Annotated in this window: 14 protein-coding genes; 5 read left to right on the top strand and 9 right to left on the bottom strand. The window is 36.3% G+C overall.

Annotated elements, in window-relative coordinates:
* Window positions 1-89 precede the first annotated feature (89 nt).
* Together ACFI32_RS05695 and ACFI32_RS05690 are read left to right on the top strand one after the other, a co-directional pair.
* The gene (locus ACFI32_RS05695; RefSeq protein ID WP_462625639.1) at window positions 90-281 is read left to right on the top strand and encodes a helix-turn-helix domain-containing protein; all 192 of its coding nucleotides are present in this window, start codon (window positions 90-92) and stop codon (window positions 279-281) included.
* Window positions 282-658: 377 nt separating this feature from the next.
* Complete coding sequence (locus ACFI32_RS05690) at window positions 659-1,834, top strand: IS256 family transposase (RefSeq protein WP_462625542.1); 1,176 nt, start codon at window positions 659-661, stop codon at window positions 1,832-1,834.
* A 7-nt stretch (window positions 1,835-1,841) separates the two neighbouring features.
* Here ACFI32_RS05690 and ACFI32_RS05685 read toward each other — a convergent pair whose 3' ends face one another.
* The 9 genes from ACFI32_RS05685 to ACFI32_RS05645 all read right to left on the bottom strand — a co-directional run bounded on the left by ACFI32_RS05685 (window position 1,842) and on the right by ACFI32_RS05645 (window position 13,342).
* Window positions 1,842-2,087: a hypothetical protein gene (locus ACFI32_RS05685; protein WP_462625541.1), complete on the bottom strand. Its 246-nt coding sequence runs from the start codon at window positions 2,085-2,087 to the stop codon at window positions 1,842-1,844.
* A 55-nt stretch (window positions 2,088-2,142) separates the two neighbouring features.
* Complete coding sequence (locus ACFI32_RS05680) at window positions 2,143-3,999, bottom strand: Eco57I restriction-modification methylase domain-containing protein (RefSeq protein WP_462625540.1); 1,857 nt, start codon at window positions 3,997-3,999, stop codon at window positions 2,143-2,145.
* Complete coding sequence (locus ACFI32_RS05675; RefSeq protein WP_462625539.1) at window positions 3,999-4,718, bottom strand: hypothetical protein; 720 nt, start codon at window positions 4,716-4,718, stop codon at window positions 3,999-4,001. Before ACFI32_RS05675 ends, ACFI32_RS05680 begins: the two co-directional genes overlap by 1 nt.
* A gap of 2 nt (window positions 4,719-4,720) precedes the next feature.
* Window positions 4,721-5,845 (bottom strand): hypothetical protein, encoded by a 1,125-nt coding sequence (locus ACFI32_RS05670; protein ID WP_462625538.1) that lies wholly within the window; start codon window positions 5,843-5,845, stop codon window positions 4,721-4,723.
* Window positions 5,838-8,141, bottom strand: coding sequence for an ATP-binding protein (locus ACFI32_RS05665; protein ID WP_462625537.1), 2,304 nt, complete (start codon window positions 8,139-8,141; stop codon window positions 5,838-5,840). Before ACFI32_RS05665 ends, ACFI32_RS05670 begins: the two co-directional genes overlap by 8 nt.
* Before the next feature lie 535 nt (window positions 8,142-8,676).
* Complete coding sequence (dcm, locus tag ACFI32_RS05660) at window positions 8,677-10,407, bottom strand: DNA (cytosine-5-)-methyltransferase (RefSeq protein WP_462625535.1); 1,731 nt, start codon at window positions 10,405-10,407, stop codon at window positions 8,677-8,679.
* 107 nt (window positions 10,408-10,514) lie between these two features.
* On the bottom strand, window positions 10,515-11,000 hold the full coding sequence (locus ACFI32_RS05655) for a type I restriction endonuclease subunit R, EcoR124 family (RefSeq protein WP_462625638.1): 486 nt from the start codon (window positions 10,998-11,000) through the stop codon (window positions 10,515-10,517).
* Window positions 11,001-11,061: 61 nt separating this feature from the next.
* On the bottom strand, window positions 11,062-12,084 hold the full coding sequence (locus ACFI32_RS05650; RefSeq protein WP_462625534.1) for a Tn7-like element transposition protein TnsE: 1,023 nt from the start codon (window positions 12,082-12,084) through the stop codon (window positions 11,062-11,064).
* Window positions 12,085-12,589: 505 nt separating this feature from the next.
* Window positions 12,590-13,342, bottom strand: coding sequence for an IS5 family transposase (locus ACFI32_RS05645; RefSeq protein WP_462625533.1), 753 nt, complete (start codon window positions 13,340-13,342; stop codon window positions 12,590-12,592).
* Between the two features lie 153 nt (window positions 13,343-13,495).
* Between ACFI32_RS05645 and ACFI32_RS05640 the strand changes: the two genes are divergently transcribed.
* From ACFI32_RS05640 to ACFI32_RS05630, 3 genes are read left to right on the top strand one after another with little or no spacing between them, the layout of a single operon-like run.
* Window positions 13,496-16,228, top strand: coding sequence for a DNA methyltransferase (locus ACFI32_RS05640; RefSeq protein WP_462625532.1), 2,733 nt, complete (start codon window positions 13,496-13,498; stop codon window positions 16,226-16,228).
* Window positions 16,221-18,152: a DEAD/DEAH box helicase gene (locus ACFI32_RS05635; protein WP_462625531.1), complete on the top strand. Its 1,932-nt coding sequence runs from the start codon at window positions 16,221-16,223 to the stop codon at window positions 18,150-18,152. The genes ACFI32_RS05640 and ACFI32_RS05635 overlap by 8 nt, the downstream gene beginning before the upstream one ends.
* Window positions 18,149-19,393: a GIY-YIG nuclease family protein gene (locus ACFI32_RS05630; protein WP_462625530.1), complete on the top strand. Its 1,245-nt coding sequence runs from the start codon at window positions 18,149-18,151 to the stop codon at window positions 19,391-19,393. The genes ACFI32_RS05635 and ACFI32_RS05630 overlap by 4 nt, the downstream gene beginning before the upstream one ends.
* Window positions 19,394-19,616 lie beyond the last annotated feature (223 nt).

Below are 19,616 nucleotides of genomic sequence, written 5' to 3'. Positions count from 1 at the left end.
TACCGACTATATCCCGTGGATATTGTAGCTTACCACTGTGAGTATTGCTATCTTTAGCAGTGGTTAATGAAATGACGACAGACGATCGTATGATTACCTTTGGAAAGCGTGTCCGTGAGGTGCGAAAAGGTAAGGGGATATCCCAAGAAAGATTAGCGGAGATGGCAGGTATTGATCGTAGCTATATGGGTAATATAGAACGTGGAGAAAAAAATATTACGCTGAAGAAGGCGTACGAGATATGTGATGCGTTAGAGGTAAATATTAAGGAGTTGATTTAACAGAATTAGTATGTAGGAGTTGAATAGCGCTAAACAGTGATGAGATTGGAAAGGTCCATGAGCGATGTAAAGCGGAGAACGATAAGGGAGGTGAAGTTGAAGATAATTTAGAGGAAAGCCTGCATACTACCCATAGAGCTAAAATGAAGTTGATAAGGTCTGCACTAAAATAGTTAACTATAAGTTGTAAAAACATATCAGATAATTAAGTAAAGTCCGAAATGATATGTTTTAGTTGGCCTATATTGGCATAGTTATCAGACTCGTAATAGCTGCTATGTAGGGAGTTTCCCAAACTCTGTGTAACTGCTTATAATCCACTAACCGGAGAATAAGCAATGACGACTTAATCTGATATTAAAAAACTGGCCGAGCAAATGGCCAGTAGCATGAATAGCTTTGATGACATCAAAGACTTTCAAAAGCAGCTCATGCAATCCTTCATTGATACTGCCTTAGAAGCCGAGATGGAAGACCATCTAGGCTATCCCAAGCATGAGAAAGCAGACAAGCTTAATAAGCGCAATGGGCATACTAAAAAGAGAGTCCGCAGTGACACAGGCGATCTTGAGATCTCTACCCCAAGAGACCGTGATGGTGACTTTGAACCTACACTCGTGCGCAAGCATCAAACTCGTATTAGTGGACTTGATGACAAGATCGTATTCCTTTACGCCAAGGGTCAAACCACCACCGAGATTGTAGAGAGTATTAAAGAGCTCTACGATGTCGACATCTCAAGCTCTCTTGTCTCAAGAGTCACCGATAATATATTAGAGGACATCACAGCTTGGCAGAACAGACCACTGAGCAGCATCTATCCTATCGTTTATTTGGATTGCATTGTCGTCAAAGTACGTCAAGACAAGCAGATCATCAACAAAGCCATTTACTTAGCCCTAGGCGTCAGTCTTAGTGGTAAGAAAGAGCTGCTTGGTATGTGGCTCTCAGAGAATGAAGGCGCTAAGTTCTGGCTTGGCGTGCTCACTGAGCTACAAAACCGCGGGGTGCAAGATATTCTCATTGCCTGTGTCGATGGCTTAAAGGGCTTCCCTGATGCTATCAACACGGTTTATCCTAAAGCACAGGTTCAGGTGTATATCGTCCACATGGTGCGTTACTCAATGAAGTTTGTACCATGGACGGACAAAAAGGCCGTAGCGACTGATTTAAAGGCCATCTACGGCGCTGATACGCTTGAGATAGCAGAGGCCAATCTTGAGCACTTTGATGAGGTGTGGGGTGATAAGTACCCGCATGTGGTCAAGTCTTGGCGTAATAACTGGGAGGGCTTAACGGTGTTCTTCGAGTATCCTAAAGACATCAGAAAAGTCATATACACTACCAATGCTATTGAGTCACTAAACAGTGTGATTCGGATGGCGGTGAATAAGCGTAAGGTGTTCCCCTCTGATCAAGCTGCTTTTAAAGTGGTGTACTTAGCAACACAGCAGGCATTCAAAAAGTGGTCAATGCCGATCCGTAACTGGACGTCTGCTCTTAATCGCTTTATGATTATGTTTGATGATCGCATCAGTAAGCATTTAATCTAAATGGCAGTTACACAGAATTCAGGATGGTCTCGCTATGTAACGGGGATGTTTTAGACACTAAGCTTTCAGCACTTTTACCATCTGATAAAAGTAGCTTATTAATGCCTACTACTGTTTTTTGCTCATTACCTTCTAAAAGATAACCTATCATATCTCCTAATGGATATTTTTGAGAAATGAACCTATCCATACCCTCATTGATATAAGCTCGCTTTAAAGTCGAGTCTTTCTCTTTCAAAATTTTGGCTTCCATCTGGTGTCAGCGAGTAATAAAGTATCATACTTAATTAATTTAAAATGAAGTAAACTTATATATCTGATAAATCAATACCATATTTAACTTCAATAAACTCATCAATCAACAGCTGATCTCTTTCCTTAAGCAAATATTTAATGTCTTCTTCCGTAAAGTCATATACACCAAAATGCTTAATATAGTTGCCATTCATGGAATAATAACCCGATGAATATGGCTTGCTTGTTGATGACAGGTAAAACCAAAAAATACGACTCTGCATAATAATTTTAGCAAGATCAAGATCACGAATAGATTTTCCAATAAGTGCTTGACCGTTATAGAATTTAGTCTGTTCATCACTATTTATAATAAAAAAGGAATTAGTATTCGAATATTTCGGGAAAAACAGTTTGTATTTATTGTTGGCTAATGCCTGGCTCCTTCCGTATGCATACCAATTCGGGTAAATACCTTTACCTTTATCTCGCTTCGAAAGAATGTCTTTCTTCGAAAAAAGATATTCATATGTTTTAGGAAAGTTACTATATAAGCTATCTTCAGTTATAAGGATTGCCGTATTTTCTTTGTACATATAGGGAAAAATTACTTTTTCAACGAGCTTCTTAGGATCTTGTATGCTACTAAGCTTATTTGTATTGTATATATCTCTGCAAATCCCTTTTTCTATACATACTTCATATTCGTCTGAATCTACAAAATAATAGTATTCGTTATCTTCTTTAATAGGCTTAAATATATAAACATCATTTTTTAGTGTAGCAATACCATGTCGTGTAGTATAAATCTCTCCAAAAGGTGTTCCTGTCCTTTCAATCTTTTGAATCAAATCATGGTTTTTCAAATTCCATCCAGACTTAAAGTCTAGTTTACTATAGTAAACTTTTTCGAAATCTAAATTAGCAGTCGATTTCCCTAGGGATTCAGGCTTAAGCGACCTATACTTAATATAATTTTTTCTGGAATTACTTATAATACATATACATGTATATGTGTTTTTAGATTTGAATAGCTGTTCATAACCAAAGTCTACAATACTAAAATCCAGCTTTAATTTTTGAAAGTACTGCCTCAGAGATCTAGCATTTAAACTTTTGAAGAATGAATTCATAGTAATATAGCCCATTGAGCCATTTTTATTTAAGTTACTAATTGCAATTTGAAAAAAAGGAATATACAAGTCAGTATTTCCCAAATTAGCTACACTCCATTCTTTTAAATAGGCTTTGCTACTCTCATCAAGATTTTTTGCACTAACATATGGAGGGTTTCCAACAATAAAATCGAAACCTGTAAAACTATCTATTACATCTGACCACTTAAAACTTAGAGCATCTGCAATATAGATATTGAAATTATAACTTTCTATATCTTCATTATGGAATAAAGCGTTTAAGCTCAAAACTATTTTTGTTCTTTCTACGGAATAATTTTTAATATCTACTCCAAATAAATAATTTTCATAGATATCACCAAAACTAATCTCATTAGTTTGCTTGAGCGTATTAGCAACAACTAATAGAAAACCTCCACAACCGCATGAGATGTCGGCGAAAGTTTTATGACTGACATCTTCATCTTTAATGACAGACTGGACAATGTACTCTCTTATATATAAAGGTGTGTAAATAGCACCACTAATCACTCTGTCAGATGGTGAGATGACAAATTCAAATAGCTGACAAAGGTGTTCTAAGGTGAACTCTTTGAGTACACTCTTAACAATTTTTTCAAAATTCAAATAGCGTTCATAGGATGAATTTGACTCATTTATGATATAGCTTGAGACTAAAATATTATTAATGACAGATACTTTATTTAATCTGACAAAAGCAGTTACTATAAAGCTATCTACTATAGAAGGCTCATTTATCGTTTGAACCTTTAAAAAACTAAATATTTCTTTCATTATATCCAGTAGGGTTGAAGCTGTTGTCCAGCTTTGAATTGATTAGAATTAAAATTAGGGCTCAAGAGGGATTGTAGAGATTCAATATATGGTTTCCAATAATGATTTTGATACTTCTGTTGAAATTTTACGAAGTCTCTATCATCCTGTAGCATACTAAAGGTCTCTGGTAGAAAGTTAGCTAAAATAAAACTTGTACCAAGAATTAGTTCCATTGGAAAGTGTGTAAATCTTGGTATGTCTAACTGTAAGGCATCTCCATAAGTGAATGTATCAATTTCTTGTGGATTTATTAGAAACTGGCAATGATACTTAGGATGTAGCTGATGTTGTTCAGAACTAGGCTTGTCTAAATCAAAGTGAAATCCCTTATAGTTAATGCCATTCTTTCCGACTGACCTAACAGTAATTTTCAAGTTTGAAGATATTGTACTACTATATAAATTATCGTATTCGAAAGTATCATAAACTACTCTAAAATTGATGAGTATTTCAATGTTTCTTATATTTTTCGGTCTACTATGCTTCAGAGCTACATTTTCAGCTGAGATTGTTAGTGGTTGTTGCAACTCGATACTGATTTTATTGGAATCAATGTTTTGGCATTTGAAGCCAGCGAAATTGCAATCTATGAATGATTGAACTGCTGTAAAAAAGCGTTCATAGTCTTGTTTAAAAAATTGTATGTTTTTGATAGATTCATCTGAGATAGTGTCCATGTTTATATACCCAACTCTTCTCTGACACTTTTTATTTTATCTATTTCTAAAGGATGAGGTCGGATTTCATCAGCTCTCTCTCGTTCCAAAAAAGCGAATAAAGATAAGTATTTATAACTTTGCCACGGTAAATAGTCGTGTGAAGTTTTGACTCTAAATCCTTCTAGATGATCTATGGGCTTTTTAGTTGCTTCACAGATTGTGGAGTACTCTGTACTAGAATTAAATTTCAGCCCTTCAAAGGGTTTTAAGTTTAACCCCAATTTTTCATTGAGTATATTTACTCTATTTTCTGCAGATATAAAGCTGAAATTAGTTTGAAAGCTCTCTTTGAGAACTGTTTCAATATCAACTTCCCACCACCTATCCCAGCCTTCTGCAAAAACTCCAGTATATTTAGCATCTAGAAATAGGTCTAATATGGAGGTGATATTATCATCTGATAAATCATCAATGTATAAGCCTAATCTTGCAAATAAAATCCTTTTATTAACTAGTGGGCCAGTGAAATGAAAGAACTGCTTAATAATGAAGTTTATGAAATGATGTTTGTCGCTTTGATCCATTAACTCCACTAACTTCTCTACTACTCTTGTATCTCTTATGTCTGAGAGTTTTTTACCTAGTAATTTATACAATTTAGAGTCGGAGGATACACCATTAAATGAAGTATTATCAATTATCTTGTAGCCATTAGCTAATGATATAAGCTTCTTACTCCGCTTCTCCCAGTTTTCACTACTTTTGTGCATTTTATAGTCGAATAGGTCATGGCTGGACTTATCAGTATTGTAAGTTTCTTTAATTTTTTCTTCAGTGGAGGTTAATATAATAGGATAAATAGAAGTTATTTTCATTGAAGATACTGACCTAAGTTCTTGTGCCAAAGCAGTTGCATTAAAGGCAGTAGGATAATCACCTTGACCATCTAGCCTAAGGTCAAGAATAAGCCCCCCAAAGTCTTCTTTGATTAAATCTATAATTCTGTTTTTCAAATCTCCGAAGTCTCTAAAATTTTTGAGACTTAATTGTTCAGCTTTTATACCTGTAGAGTTGAGCGTTCTAATTGTAGTTGCTTCGGGAGAACCTTCTTCATCATCAATGTACCAGTATTTTAAGTTACTCATCGTCTTCTTGACCTTTTGGCAGTTCTATACGTATAGTTGTAGAAAAGTTGTTCTTTGGCGTAGAAATAAATATTTCTCCATCGTAATCCTCAATAATATCTTTGACTATTTTAAGTCCCAAGCCTGTTCCTGTTAGAGAGTTTATCTCGTCTTCTGAGTCAATTGCAGATGAAGTAGTAAAGAAAGCATCAAAAACATAGTCTTCCTTATCCATAGCTATGCCATCACCATTATCAGAAAACTCTAGATAGACTTTGTTTTCTAACTTTCCACAGGTGATATCAATAGCTCCTAAAGTTGGCCTTTCTCTTCTGATAGCCTTTTTGGAGTTTGAATATAAATTAAATAGGATCGAAGCCCATTCGGAAGGATGCATTGGTATCGTAAATAAGTCATATCCTATAAAATCGGAAGCTATATGTATATTAGATTTGACAGTATCAGCTTCTATTAATTCTTCAAAATTTCGGACCACATCTCGTAATTCAATACATTCAAGCTCTCTGATAGTGTTACGAGTAACAGCGGTATCAAAAAATGAGGTATAAGTTTTAAAAGAACTTAGACTTTCTCGAAGATATTTAATATTTCCTAATGCTATTGAATCATTATTTAAGTGTTGTTGTAAAAGATAGATTTCGTTTTCGAAACTTGGTACAAAGCGTTTAATTTCATGCACAAATTCACCAATAACTAGTCCCAGCCCTGCCAATATTCGTAACATACTATTTTCATTGACGAGTAGTTGATAGTTTTTCTGCTCTATTTCTATAATTCTTTCTAAATTCTCGAAATCAGAGTTACTTTTTTCTTTACCTGATGAATCTTCACTTTGCTTTTTTAGAGATTCCACTGCATCTTTTATTTTAGAAATAGGATCTTGATTTTGATCTTGATCTTGATCTTTTTTATTTGGTATAAAGTCTTTCTGACCAGCTGTCGCCTTTCTTCCTCTAAGATGAGCAATTTTTTGCACAGCATTAATTAAACACTTATACACAAATCTGGTTAATTCTTCGAAAGTATAATTCTCGATTAATCCTTCTCGACTAGCAGTTTCTTCAAAATTACCACTTTTATCGCTAATTTGAACAAAACCAAAGAAGTTATGATTTCTATGTGAAGAAAGAATAGTTTGACGAGTAGTCGACTTATCAAGACCTAACCAATCATCCTTTAGCTCTCCATAGGGAAGTACCCTGAATCCATTACGGTAAAGTCTAATTCCTCCTTTTTCATGAGATAACTCTCTAATAAAATTGAGTTTACTTTTAGGAAGTAACTTTGGGTCATATAAGAAGTAATAAACTTTAAACTCTAAACCTTTAATCAAATTAAAGGGCGTATCATTATTTTCTTTATCTTTACTATCACCAATTAAAAACAAGTCTTCTTTAAAATCGAGCTTGTCACTCTCTAATGTCCAATATCCCTGACCTTCATCATCAACATAACCGTTTATTTCAGCTAAAGCATATTGAAGTATCTCTTCATTATCATCAGCAATAATATTTTCATCTTTACCAGTTTCTCTGTAATATATTGTTTTAAATCCAGGATCTAACTTAGAAGTTCCTTTGGGTTCATTACTCTCATTTTTAGCTAAAGGAAAGGGCTGGAGTAGTTCGGCCGTATATCGATACACCCTTTTAATTGTCGCATCAGACCAAGACTCATGAAGATCATCAATAATTAATGTGGTTCCTGTTCCAGACTCCCATTCCATATCTAATATTTTCAAGTCATGTTGAATAAGGTATAGATTTTGATTAATTACATATTCGCCCCAATCAATCGAGAGTTCTATCGTACCATCACTATCTTTAGATTTAGTGAGAATAGTTAGCTTAGAGCCTAGCCTTTGAGTAGCAAACCGCCCAATTCCTTTTTTACCTGCTTTCTTTCGCTCATATATTTCGGAGACTGGATTGTTTACTTTTTCCGTAGAAGCTAATCTCATAAATCCATTGATTAGCTGTTCACGAGTCATACCAATACCGTTATCAGTAATTTTCAGTGAACCACCTACATCGTAAGAATTCTTAAATATTAGCTCAACTTTTGTTGCATCGGCATCATATGCATTCTTTACCAGTTCAGAAACAGCAGTTTCTCTTTTAGAAACAAGCTCTTTACCAAGGCGGTCAATGATACCTGCATCAACTGAAAAACGAGCTTTAGATGAGTCTAATGACGCAATATCATGACTTAATGATAGAATTGTAGAGACATCGAACTGATCGCTATCTAGCTCTTCAAGAAGACTTTTCTTTAGCATCTCCAGTTTATTTACCATTTTGAATAGACCCTTCCATATATGGAAAATTGTATTTAATTATAAGAAACAATTGTTAAGATATAAACAGTGTAATTGCACGATTACAGTGTAATAATGTGGTATATAGCTTGTCTATTATTATGTATTAGCCTAATGACTCAGGATAAATGCATAATTTAATATATTTTTTAAAGTCAGAAAGTTATAAATTTAGATCTTACTATTGTTTATTGTAAATTATTAATGATGTTAATTTTTTAAAAGTGTGCGTTTGCACTGTTTAATAATTTAAATTAGCAAACAATAGGTCATATTTTACTAATAGTTATTGAGAGTCTATATCCACCTCAATGTTATGAAGAGCGTAATTTGCTAAATTAACCTTGTTAACTTAGCATGATTTTATCCACTATCTGACACTAAATAATTATCTCCATTCGATAGTCCCTAATCATCAAATAACTTCTAAAATCTATATCTAAAACCACAAACACGCGTTTTAAAGATATTATCAGAAAATATTTTGGCAACATCTGATTCAAGTAGATTATTATCATGATTGAACGCATAGGTCACTGCTTGATTCATTATTGAACATCCTAACAATCGCTTTCCCTATAGCCGATGCTAAGTTTACCGGAACCGCATTACCAATTTGCTTATAAACTTGACTATCAGAGCCTTGGAACTTCCAATCGTCAGGGAAAGTTTGAATTCTAGCATATTCACGAGTCGTTAATGGTCTGTCTTCACTTGGGTGGCAACTTTCTAGTATTCTATAGGTGGGGCTGCAAAGCAGGTGTAAGCTTGGTTCATCCCAAGACAGTCTTCTTGCTATTCCTGTTTTACTACCTGTTAGATAAAATCTTCTTCCCATGTACTCTTCTTGCAGATCCATAGGTAGGTCTTGCCAATGACCTCCTTCTGGAACAAATGACATTATTTCTGCTTTTCGTCTCGGATATTTTTGCCCCGATGATTCTGGAACGTCACTATCGTAAAGCTCACCAGCTTTGAGAGCATCCTTTACGGTTAACTTTCGATAATAATATGGTGGTTTTTTAAAGGTGAGTTTATCGTACAGATCGGATCGAACTGCTATAGTGATAAACCGTTTACGCTTTTGAGGAACTTTATAAAACAGGGCTTCGTAAGTTTCGCTTTCGATAATTGTGTAGCCAAGATTTTCTAACATTTTGTTAATAGTGTTCAGCACCTTTCCATTATCGATTTTTGTTAAACCGATAGGGCTTTCTGCTAAAAATACTTTAGGCTGAATTTCTTTAATGGCTCTTTTCGTCTCAAAAAGAGTAGTTCCTTGAAGGATCTCAAATTCCGAGAGATTGCGAGAAAGGTAGAACGGCGGTACACGTAATTCGCCAGTCAATAAATCAACTTTGGCCTTTAAATGGGTAAAATCTACATTTTTAATATCATCTTCGATTACATTCCAATCTGAACGATTAGTGCGAAGGGTATGACAAGCATATTTATCTGCTTCATTTAGCAAAATTGGTTTAAAGCCTGCTTGTTCCAGACCAAGTGCTAAACCGCCAGCGCCTGCAAATAGTTCTACAAGCGTATAATCACGACTTGGTTTAATGGCCATTTCTTCATTCCAGCACATTTTAGATGTGTTGGGGAAATGATGAAAATATTCAATATTTGCTTTCGAACGCGGCTTCTCATGTATATACTCTTCTCCTTTATCTATAATCGACATCTCTTTAATAGTTGGTTTGTTTTGAGAAGGTGTCGTTATATACTTCTCGCTTAATAAATAGCGTATTATACGCTCAATTTCAGTGCTAAACTTAAGGTCTATATATTTCAAATTTTGATCAAGAGTTTTATTTATAGCATCTATAGACTGGCTTAAGAGGTTCCGAGATATTCCTTCTAGAACATTAGTTACATAATCGCTATTTTGAAAAGTCTTTCCTAATTCACTTAAGGCTTTTTCTTCGGCTTTACTTTTCCAGTCACGTAAGACCTCTGCTGGATAGGCATTAATATCTCTATCAATTTTAGTTGAGCAGTTATAACATAACCAAATACCGTTATCTACAGAACTCCTTTCTTTTTTACTCATATTAGCATCATAACGAGGTCCGTTTTCTGCAGCAGCATGAATGTGGGCAGCTTGTCCAATATTATTTACTTTGTCTTTACCTGAAGGTCCCTGAGTAACTAATCTACAGTCTGGGTTAGAACACCTACCTGCTACTCTATCTTTTAACTTTGTTTTTACAGATTGAGAGAAGTTGTCTCTTTTTTTTGACATAAAAATTTCCAGTATAAGTAATTGAGCTATGCTCAACAAATTGTAGACTTAAACCTGGTAAGCTAAGAATTATAATAAAATTCTATTATATCACTCAGATAAGTTGACTATATCTTCCCACCCACACCTTTAAACTTCTCAACAAGAGCTGCAATTTTCTGAAAAACTGTTTGCTTCTGCGTTCGATACTGTGGGTTTAACGGACTGAGCTTAGGTAATGCTTCATTGAGCGCAGTACCATTTTCAGAGGCGTACTCTCGCTTAAGTGACATAACAGCTACGTCTTTGTTTAAATTATGGGTGTTAGCTGCCACATTGCTGAATAATTGGCTTGGTAAAATAAAATAGCCTTTGGTACGAATAGCATCATCTTTTGCTGCTTTGATATTTTCATTATCTTCTGACATTGCAGCATAGTTAACACTCGCGTCGCCACCGGTAATGTAGGCGTCAAAGTTCTCACTTATAAAGCGGTAGAACAATGTTCCAAGTACGTACTGCTTAAAGTCCCATCCATCAACTGAGCCACGTACATCGTTGGCAATGGACCATATTTGGCTGTGAAGCTCAGCACGTTGTTGATTACTCGTTATAATAAAAAACGCTATAAAATAAAAAGGTATAAATAGAAAGAGTTGGTTTAGCTACATGGAATCATGCTCCTAAGATATCAGTTAGTCGTTTTAGCCATCCGTTGAACTCAATACTGGAGTCAGTCAGTTGAAGTAATCTTGACGGATGTTTCATTCTTTTTACTATTCCAAAAGTCTCTAAATATTCATTGGTAGGCCAACTGATTGAATGTTGGACCACTAACTGCAATATATCTTCAAGTTGCTGAGTCCATCGATCAGTATCCTCTAATTTAATTATTAGTGTTGATAGCATTCTATCATTGTCACTCATGTCAACTTCTAAAATAATGAAATCAGCTTTATCTGTTTTTATGTGTACTTCAAGTAAAGATCGCTTATTACCGTCAGTCGTTCTATGCAAACTCGATCGTCCCATAGCTGGTGAAAAGTACAATTCTTCATGGCATTCAATATTATGTTGCTCTGATAGTTTTTTAATTAGTAGCTTAAATGCTTCAAATCGCTGCATATAAAGCTCTAATACCTCACTTTCATCATCAAGTCCTGAGAAATCAGCTTGGCACGCAGTATCGTCAATTGTGGCTTCATCTGCACTAAGATCAAGCTCTACGAGACCTTCATACTCTTCAGATTCTAGCCCGTTTGAACTTGGAACTCTTTTTTTAACGACCTTTCGAGTTTCTATTGCGTTTGCAAAACTAAAAGATGTGGTTGGAATATCTAACGTTTTTAATTTAGTATCAATATCGGTATCTTGCTGATCATCAATAGTATTGCTATCTGCTGAACTAGCTGATTTAGCTCCACTACTTTTAGTGCTACCTTTTATACCAGTTTTGAATTTCTCGCTATAAAACCTCACTGTTTGAGGCAAAGAAGAAGAAATGTTGCTAATGCCTAAAATTTCATGAACATAGTAATTGCCAGTGTCTTTATCCATCCAACCTCTGGTCTCTAGTGAGATGTTGTCAAGCTGTGGCGGACTAAATCCAAAGCGCCAGGTTTTCTTGTCTTCAGTTTCCTGAACTTCTTCAATAAAATTTTTTGCAATACTTTCATAGGAAGAACGCGCCTTTGGCATGCTGATAGAAGCGTCGAGCGACTGTCCCTATACATGGTCGGCCATTCAAGCCATAGCATCAAAGATTGGCTGCACGCCTGAAACGCTACTATCCTGGTATAAAAAATACGTAGACCAAACCATTCTCGCCTCAGTGCAGGCTCAAAGTGACAAAGTACGCATCCAGTTCGCCTTTGATGTACCTCCTGTTTTGTACTGCTCATTATCTATCTCAACTCTGTATTCATCAAAAAAAATCACCAAAGGTGCGATCTGAGAAATTCAGAACATATCTACTTCCCATACCAAATAGCTTTTTCAGTTTGCGACGTTCACTTCCGCTAAGATCAAACATTTTCTCACTCTCAGTTAATATTTTAAGTATTGTAGTATAGTATTAATCTAACAAAAGTTAGATAGTATTTTGAGGTGCAGCTATAATAGCTTTGCAGAACGAACTGACAAGCATAAATCTACTAAAATTCTTATAAGCTTAACGTCTAATTCGTTAGGGCGTGTTGAACATTCATAATTTAAGCCAGATAAAGGCACAAGCTAGCGCCACTGTATTCTCATAGCTTTGTTTAAGCTTATCGTATCTAGTGGCTATTGCTCGGAATCGTTTTAAGTGAGCAAATGCATTTTCAACTAAGTGTCGAACTTTGTACAAGTCCCAGTCCATATGGTTATTATCCAATTTTGTATTCTGCTTTCTAGGAATATTATCGAAACTTCCTGCTCGTTTAATATGTTCTCGCAGCGCATCAGAGTCATAGCCTTTATCAGCACATAGAATATCTGTATCACTCAGATCGATATTATCAACTAAATCTGGTGCTACCTTAACATCGTGAGTTGTACCATCTGATACGATAAAACTGATCGGGTTACCGTGAGCATCCACTGCTAAGTGAATCTTAGTAGCGCGGCCTGCCACACTTTTACTAATAGCTTGCGCAGTCTCATTAGCACCACTACTGTGCTGATGCGCTTTTATATGAGTACCGTCTATGAACACCCATTCAAGGTCTGCGTCTTTGATTAATAAAGCAAACAGTTGAATCAACTTATTGCTGCGAAACCAACGCTGATATGCCTTGTAGACGGTGTTGGGCTTGCCAAAGTAAGCGGGCAGATCACGCCAAGGACAACCAACACGCATCCGATAAAGGATGCCTTCAACGGTTAGTCTAAGATTTCCTTTGTCATAGATGTTAAGTTCTAGTAGTATAAGTCTTAGTCTTGTCCAGTTCTCATTCTTGAGCATTGTCCGAGGCATAGCGAACGGTATCTTTTTTGTGTGAGAACTTAAAGATTACTGCTTCGCTATTTTTTTTGCCATCAATTTATTCCCAATGTTCAACAGACCCTAATAGTGTATTAAAAAAACAGATTACCAAAATAGCTTTGAAGCTATTACAAAGGAAATGAAGTGAACGTAACCCAAATAGAAGAAACCGTTAAGAAGTTAGCTTCAGATGTCCTTAATTGCTCAGTTGAAAAGGATCAATTCATATACGAGTTAATGGCAGCTTATGGGCATAGAAGGACGACAGTAAGCCGTATCAAGTCAGGTGAGCGTAACCTAGCTAAGGTTGCAGGGGAAGTTAGAGCCAAGCGGCATATCTATTTTAAGCACAGTGATAGCAATAAAGTGTTCTCAGATATCGACGATATGAAGAAGGAACCTTCTGTCACACGAGAGAAGATACGCTTTATTATCGCAACAGATTTTAGTCAGTTTGTAGCTGTAGATACGCGTACTCATGACACACTTGATATTGAGTTTAGCGAACTTGGTAAGTACTTTGACTTCTTCTTACCTTGGGCTGGTATGGAAAAAGCGGTATATCAAGGCGATAATCCAGCTGATGTAAAGGCAGCTGAGAAGATGGCCAAGCTGTTTGATTTGATTAAAGCAGATAATTTCAGTGAAGAAAATAAGAATGATACTGCCGCACTTCATGGTCTGAACGTATTTTTAACTCGTTTACTCTTTTGTTTTTTTGCAGAAGATACGGGTATATTTACAGACAACCAGTTCAGTGGTGAGCTTGAGTCTCATACCAAAGCAGATGGCTCTGATGTAGACAGTTACCTCAACCGTTTATTTGAGGTTTTAAATACTTGCAAAGAAAATCGTCATGATTTACCAGATTATTTGGCCAAATTTGAATACGTTAACGGTGGCCTATTTGCTGACTCTATCGCTTCACCAAAGTTTTCTACCAAGTCTCGCAGAATGCTCATTGAATGCGGTAGTGAGCTAGATTGGTCAGGTATCAATCCTGATATCTTTGGCTCTATGATTCAAGCGGTTGTGCATCCCGATCAACGTGGTGGTATGGGGATGCATTATACGTCTGTCATCAACATCATGAAGGTCATTGAACCACTGTTCTTGGATGATTTGTATGCAGAGCTAGAAAATATTGCAGAGAATATTGATCCAAAATTAAAACCTAGCCGTTTAAGAAAGCTTCATGATCGCATCGCTAACATTAAAATATTTGACCCAGCTTGTGGTTCAGGTAACTTTTTGATTATTGCTTTTAAAGAGCTGCGTAAGCTTGAAATGGAAGTTATTAAGCAACTTCAAGAGTTTAAAAAAGATGAATATCAAGATGACTTTTTTGATGAAGTCGGTTTAGACTCATCATTTTCACGTATCAAGCTTTCTCAGTTCTATGGAATTGAGCTTGATGATTTTGCTCATGAAGTAGCCATACTTTCTCTTTGGTTAGCTGAGCATCAGATGAATGTTGAATTTAAAGCTGAGTTTGGAGAATGTGAACCTACTTTACCATTACAAAGTGGAGGTCATATAGTATGCGGAAATGCAACGAGGATAAGTTGGTTTGACGTTTGCCCCAACAAAAAAGAAGAAGAGGTATATGTTTTAGGAAACCCTCCTTACCTTGGACAAAAAATGCAGTCGAAAACTCAAAAAGAAGATCTGCAACTAGTATTTTCAGGAATAAAATCATTTAAAACTTTAGATTATATCGCCTGCTGGTTTTTAAAGGCATCAAGATATATTAATGCAGAAAGTGCATTTTCTTTTGTGACGACTAACTCATTGTGTCAGGGGATGCAGGTTCCTCTTCTTTGGCCTCACATATTTAATTTGGGTCTAGAGATATTTGTAGGCTACAAGGATTTTCATTGGACAAATAATGCTAAAAATAAGGCGAGTGTAACTTGCACTATTGTTGGTGTAAGGCATAGGTCGAATAAGCCAAAATTCTTATTTGATTCTAATACTATAAAGAAAGTTAAGAACATAAATGCCTATCTAGTCGATGGAGATTCAATAATTGTCGAAAAAAGTAAAGCTCCAATTTCTAAATTACCAACGATGGTATATGGAAATATGGCACTAGATGGCGGACATTTGTTATTGTCGAATGAAGAAAAAATAAATTTTATAGAACAACATCCTAATTTTGACCGTTTTGTTTTAAAGACAACGGGGTCTAATGAATTTATCAAAGGCATTGATAGGTGGTGCCTGTGGATTGAAGACGACGAATTGGAGTTTGCAAATCAGTGTTTATTCATTCGTAGACGAATTGATGCGTGTCGGAGCTTTAGAGAAAATGGTGGAGATGTAGCAAGAACACTTTCTTCAAGGCCCCACCAATTTAGATATCGAAGAAGAGCAAACTCTTCTCAAATACTAATACCTTTAGTGTCATCTGAAAGACGAAAGTATATACCTATAGGTTACGTCGATAAAGCTACTGTAATCCAACAAACAGCGCAAGTCGTTTACGACCCTGAAATTTTTATTTTTGCTATATTAACTTCGCAAATGCATATGGTCTGGGTAAAAACAGTATGCGGTCGAACTAGAACTGACCTCCAATATTCCAATGCCTTATGCTACAACACTTTTCCGCTCCCAGACCTAAATCAATCAGAAAAATCGGAGTTAGAAAGATTAGCTATAGGCATTTTAACTGTTCGAGAATACTTTCCTGATAGAACATTGGCTGAATTATACGACCCATTAAAAATGCCAAGTGATTTAATTAAAGCACACAATGAACTTGATAGGTTTGTAGAGTCTCTCTATCAAGAAAAAGAATTTGATTCAGACGAAAGCAGACTATCATGCATGCTAGAGCTTTATAAAGAAATGATAGGAGGTCAGGATGCCTAATTTAATGCACTTTGAATATGCGCAAACTGGTGCTAGCTCAAACGAAAATGAGATGGGCATGCGAGCAATGCAAGCACGTGCCTATGCTGCTCGTAATAGTCAGTACCTATTGCTAAAAGCGCCTCCTGCATCAGGTAAATCTCGCGCCCTAATGTTCCTAGCATTGGATAAGCTACATAATCAAGGTATCAAAAAAGCGATTGTAGCGGTGCCAGAGCGATCTATTGGTGGTTCGTTCAGTTCAACCGAGTTAAGTAAGTACGGTTTCTTTTGTGATTGGGATATTGACGATAACAATAACCTATGTATTCCTGGTGGTGAGAGTAGTAAGACCAAAGCGTTTAAGCGTTTTATGATAGGCGAAGACAGGATATTAATTTGTACTCACGCTACACTACGTTTTGCCTTTCAGGAAATAGAAGACAGCGTATTTAATGACTGCTTGATCGCTATTGATGAATTTCATCACGTGTCTGCTGATGGTGACAACGTCTTAGGCGGTGTATTACGTAGCATCATGGCAAATACCAATGCTCATATTGTCGCTATGACAGGCTCGTATTTCCGTGGCGATAGTATCCCTGTACTGACACCTGAAGATGAAGCTCAGTTTGATAAGGTTTCTTTTAACTATTATGAGCAGCTCAATGGTTATAACTATTTAAAGTCACTTGGTATTGGCTATCACTTCTATCAAGGTCGCTACACTGATGTCATTCATGAAGTACTTAACTCAGAAGAGAATTATGGTAAGAAAACCATTATTCATATACCAAACGTGAATTCGGGTGAGTCAACCAAAGAAAAATATGATGAAGTAGATGCTATTCTCGAAGTGCTGGGTGAAGCAGGTAAGAGAGATCCTGTAACAGGCGTTATTCCTGTTACGCGACCTGATGGTACAGTTATTAAGGTTGCAGATTTGGTTGAAGAGAACGAGCGAGATATTATCCAAAACTATTTACGTAATATGAATCACGTAGATGATATGGACATCATTATTGCTTTGGGTATGGCAAAAGAGGGTTTTGACTGGGAGTGGTGTGAACACGCACTTACTGTTGGATATAGAAGCTCACTAACTGAAATCATTCAAATTATTGGTCGTTGTACTCGAGATAGTGCAAATAAAAGCCATGCCCAATTTACCAACCTTATCGCGCAACCTGATGCTGCAAACGAGAACGTGACTATTGCAGTAAACAACATGCTTAAAGCTATTACTGGCTCATTGTTAATGGAACAAGTGCTTGCCCCTAATTTTAAATTCAAAACAAAAAAGGATGGCGACTTCGAACCGACACCACCGGGCACTATGAAAATAGGTGGTTTTAAAGAACCAAGTACTAAGCGCACTAAAGCTATCATAGAGTCTGATTTGGCTGATCTAAAAGCTGCTATCTTGCAAGATGATAAGGTTATTGCAGCCTCAGCAGGTAAGGTCGATCCTGAGGTAGTCAATAAAATTCTTATACCGAAAATAATTCAGCGGAAATACCCTGACTTGACTGAAGCTGAAGTTGAAGAAGTAAGACAGCAAGTCGTAGTCGATTGTGCAATAAGCTCAGCAGAAGTAACTGAGCAAGGCGGTAAGAAGTTTATTCGTATGGCTGACAAGTTTATCAATATTGATGAGCTACATATTGACTTGATTGATCAGATCAACCCTTTCCAAAAGGCATTTGAAATTCTGTCAAAATCCATCACTACAGATGTGCTCAAGTTAATTCAAGAATCTATCGAAACCACTCGTATTCAAATGGACTTTGATGAGGCTAAGTTGCTATGGCCCAAAGTTAAGCAGTTTGTGAATGAAAAGGGTCGTGAGCCTGACTTAAATAGCTCAGATTTTACTGAAAAGAGACTGGCTGAGTGTGTCATTTATATTAAGCAACAGAAACGCAAGAGAGTACCTGCACAATGAAAAATGAAGAGTGGCAAGCTTTAAAGTCTATGGAATTAGATGACTGGCTAAGCTTCATTGATAGCGATGACGACTTAGGGCTTACAACGATTAAAGTGAAGTCGCGAGCACCTACGGCAGATGAACACTTAGTCGCTAAGTTCCAAGAGATAAGTGACTTTTACAGAACCAATAAGCGCTTACCTGAAAACAATATGGCGAATATTAGTGAGCTTATGCTGTTTAAGCGATTGGATTCCATCAAAAATAACAATGAACAGTGCCTAGCTTTAGTCGATTTTGATGAATTTAATCTGTTGCCACTTACTCATGAAGTCGCTGCACCAGAACCTGAAATTGTTGAAAAAGAAATCACCTCATTTGAAGATATCTTTGCAGATGATGATTTTGGCTTACTCGGTGACTCTGATCAGAGTATTTTCAATATCAAGCATATTAAAGCAGATAAACGAGCCGAAACTGACTTTGTTGCACGACGTAAGTCATGCAAGGATTTTGATAAATACAAAGACCTATTTCCTGTTGTTCAGCAACAGCTAAACAGTGGTCAACGTAAGATTGTGGAGTTTGATGATAAAGGCGAAAACTTAGCAGTTGGTGAGTTTTACATATTGAGTGGCGTACTACTTTATCTAGAGGAAGTAGAGTTTAGTAGTGATGCAAAAACAGTAGATGGTAAGCGGTTCAGAAAAGACGGAAGAACCCGCTGTATATTTGAAAATGGTACAGAATCAAATATGCTTTACCGCTCTCTAGCCAAGGCTCTTTATGCTGATGGTAAAATAGTCTCTCCTGTTGGTGAATATTTTGCTGATATCAAAAATATCAACGAGGATGATGAGTCGGCTGGTTTTATTTATATTCTATCAAGTCAAAGCCAAGACTCTCGCATCCAAGCCATACCAAATCTATTTAAAATAGGCTATTCACGCACACCTATTAAGAAACGCATCGCAAATGCAGCCAATGAACCTACTTATTTAATGGCACCAGTAGAGCTTGTTGCTAGCTATGAATGCTATAACATGAATACTCAAAAGTTTGAAAACTTAGTACATACCGTATTTAGAGATGTTTGCATTGATGTGGAGATTGCAGATTTACAAGGTAATATGTGCAAACCTAGAGAATGGTTCAGTGTGCCTTTAGAGCAGATAAACACAGCGATAGACTTGATAGTGACCGGGCAGATTGTAAACTATAGGTATAACTCCACTACCAAGAAGATAGGGCTGAAGTAAAGTGTGAGCAATATTTAGCGAATTTCAAGCCTAAAGCTATCAAATTATAGAGAGTTGTTAAGTTGACACTATATCTTAATGTATTAGAAGCTAAGCTTTACACTCGCTGTTGAATAGTTGGATAAAGCAGTATAAGAAAATAGTAGATTTCACATGAATATTGACGAAATTAAGATTTATCTTATTAATTTTTAATGATATCATGATGTTAGATGTATTTTTA

Source organism: Psychrobacter sp. PSi21, assembly GCF_054960615.1.
The sequence above is the reverse complement of the archived record's forward strand: the minus strand, read 5'-3'. Positions and strand labels throughout refer to the sequence as shown.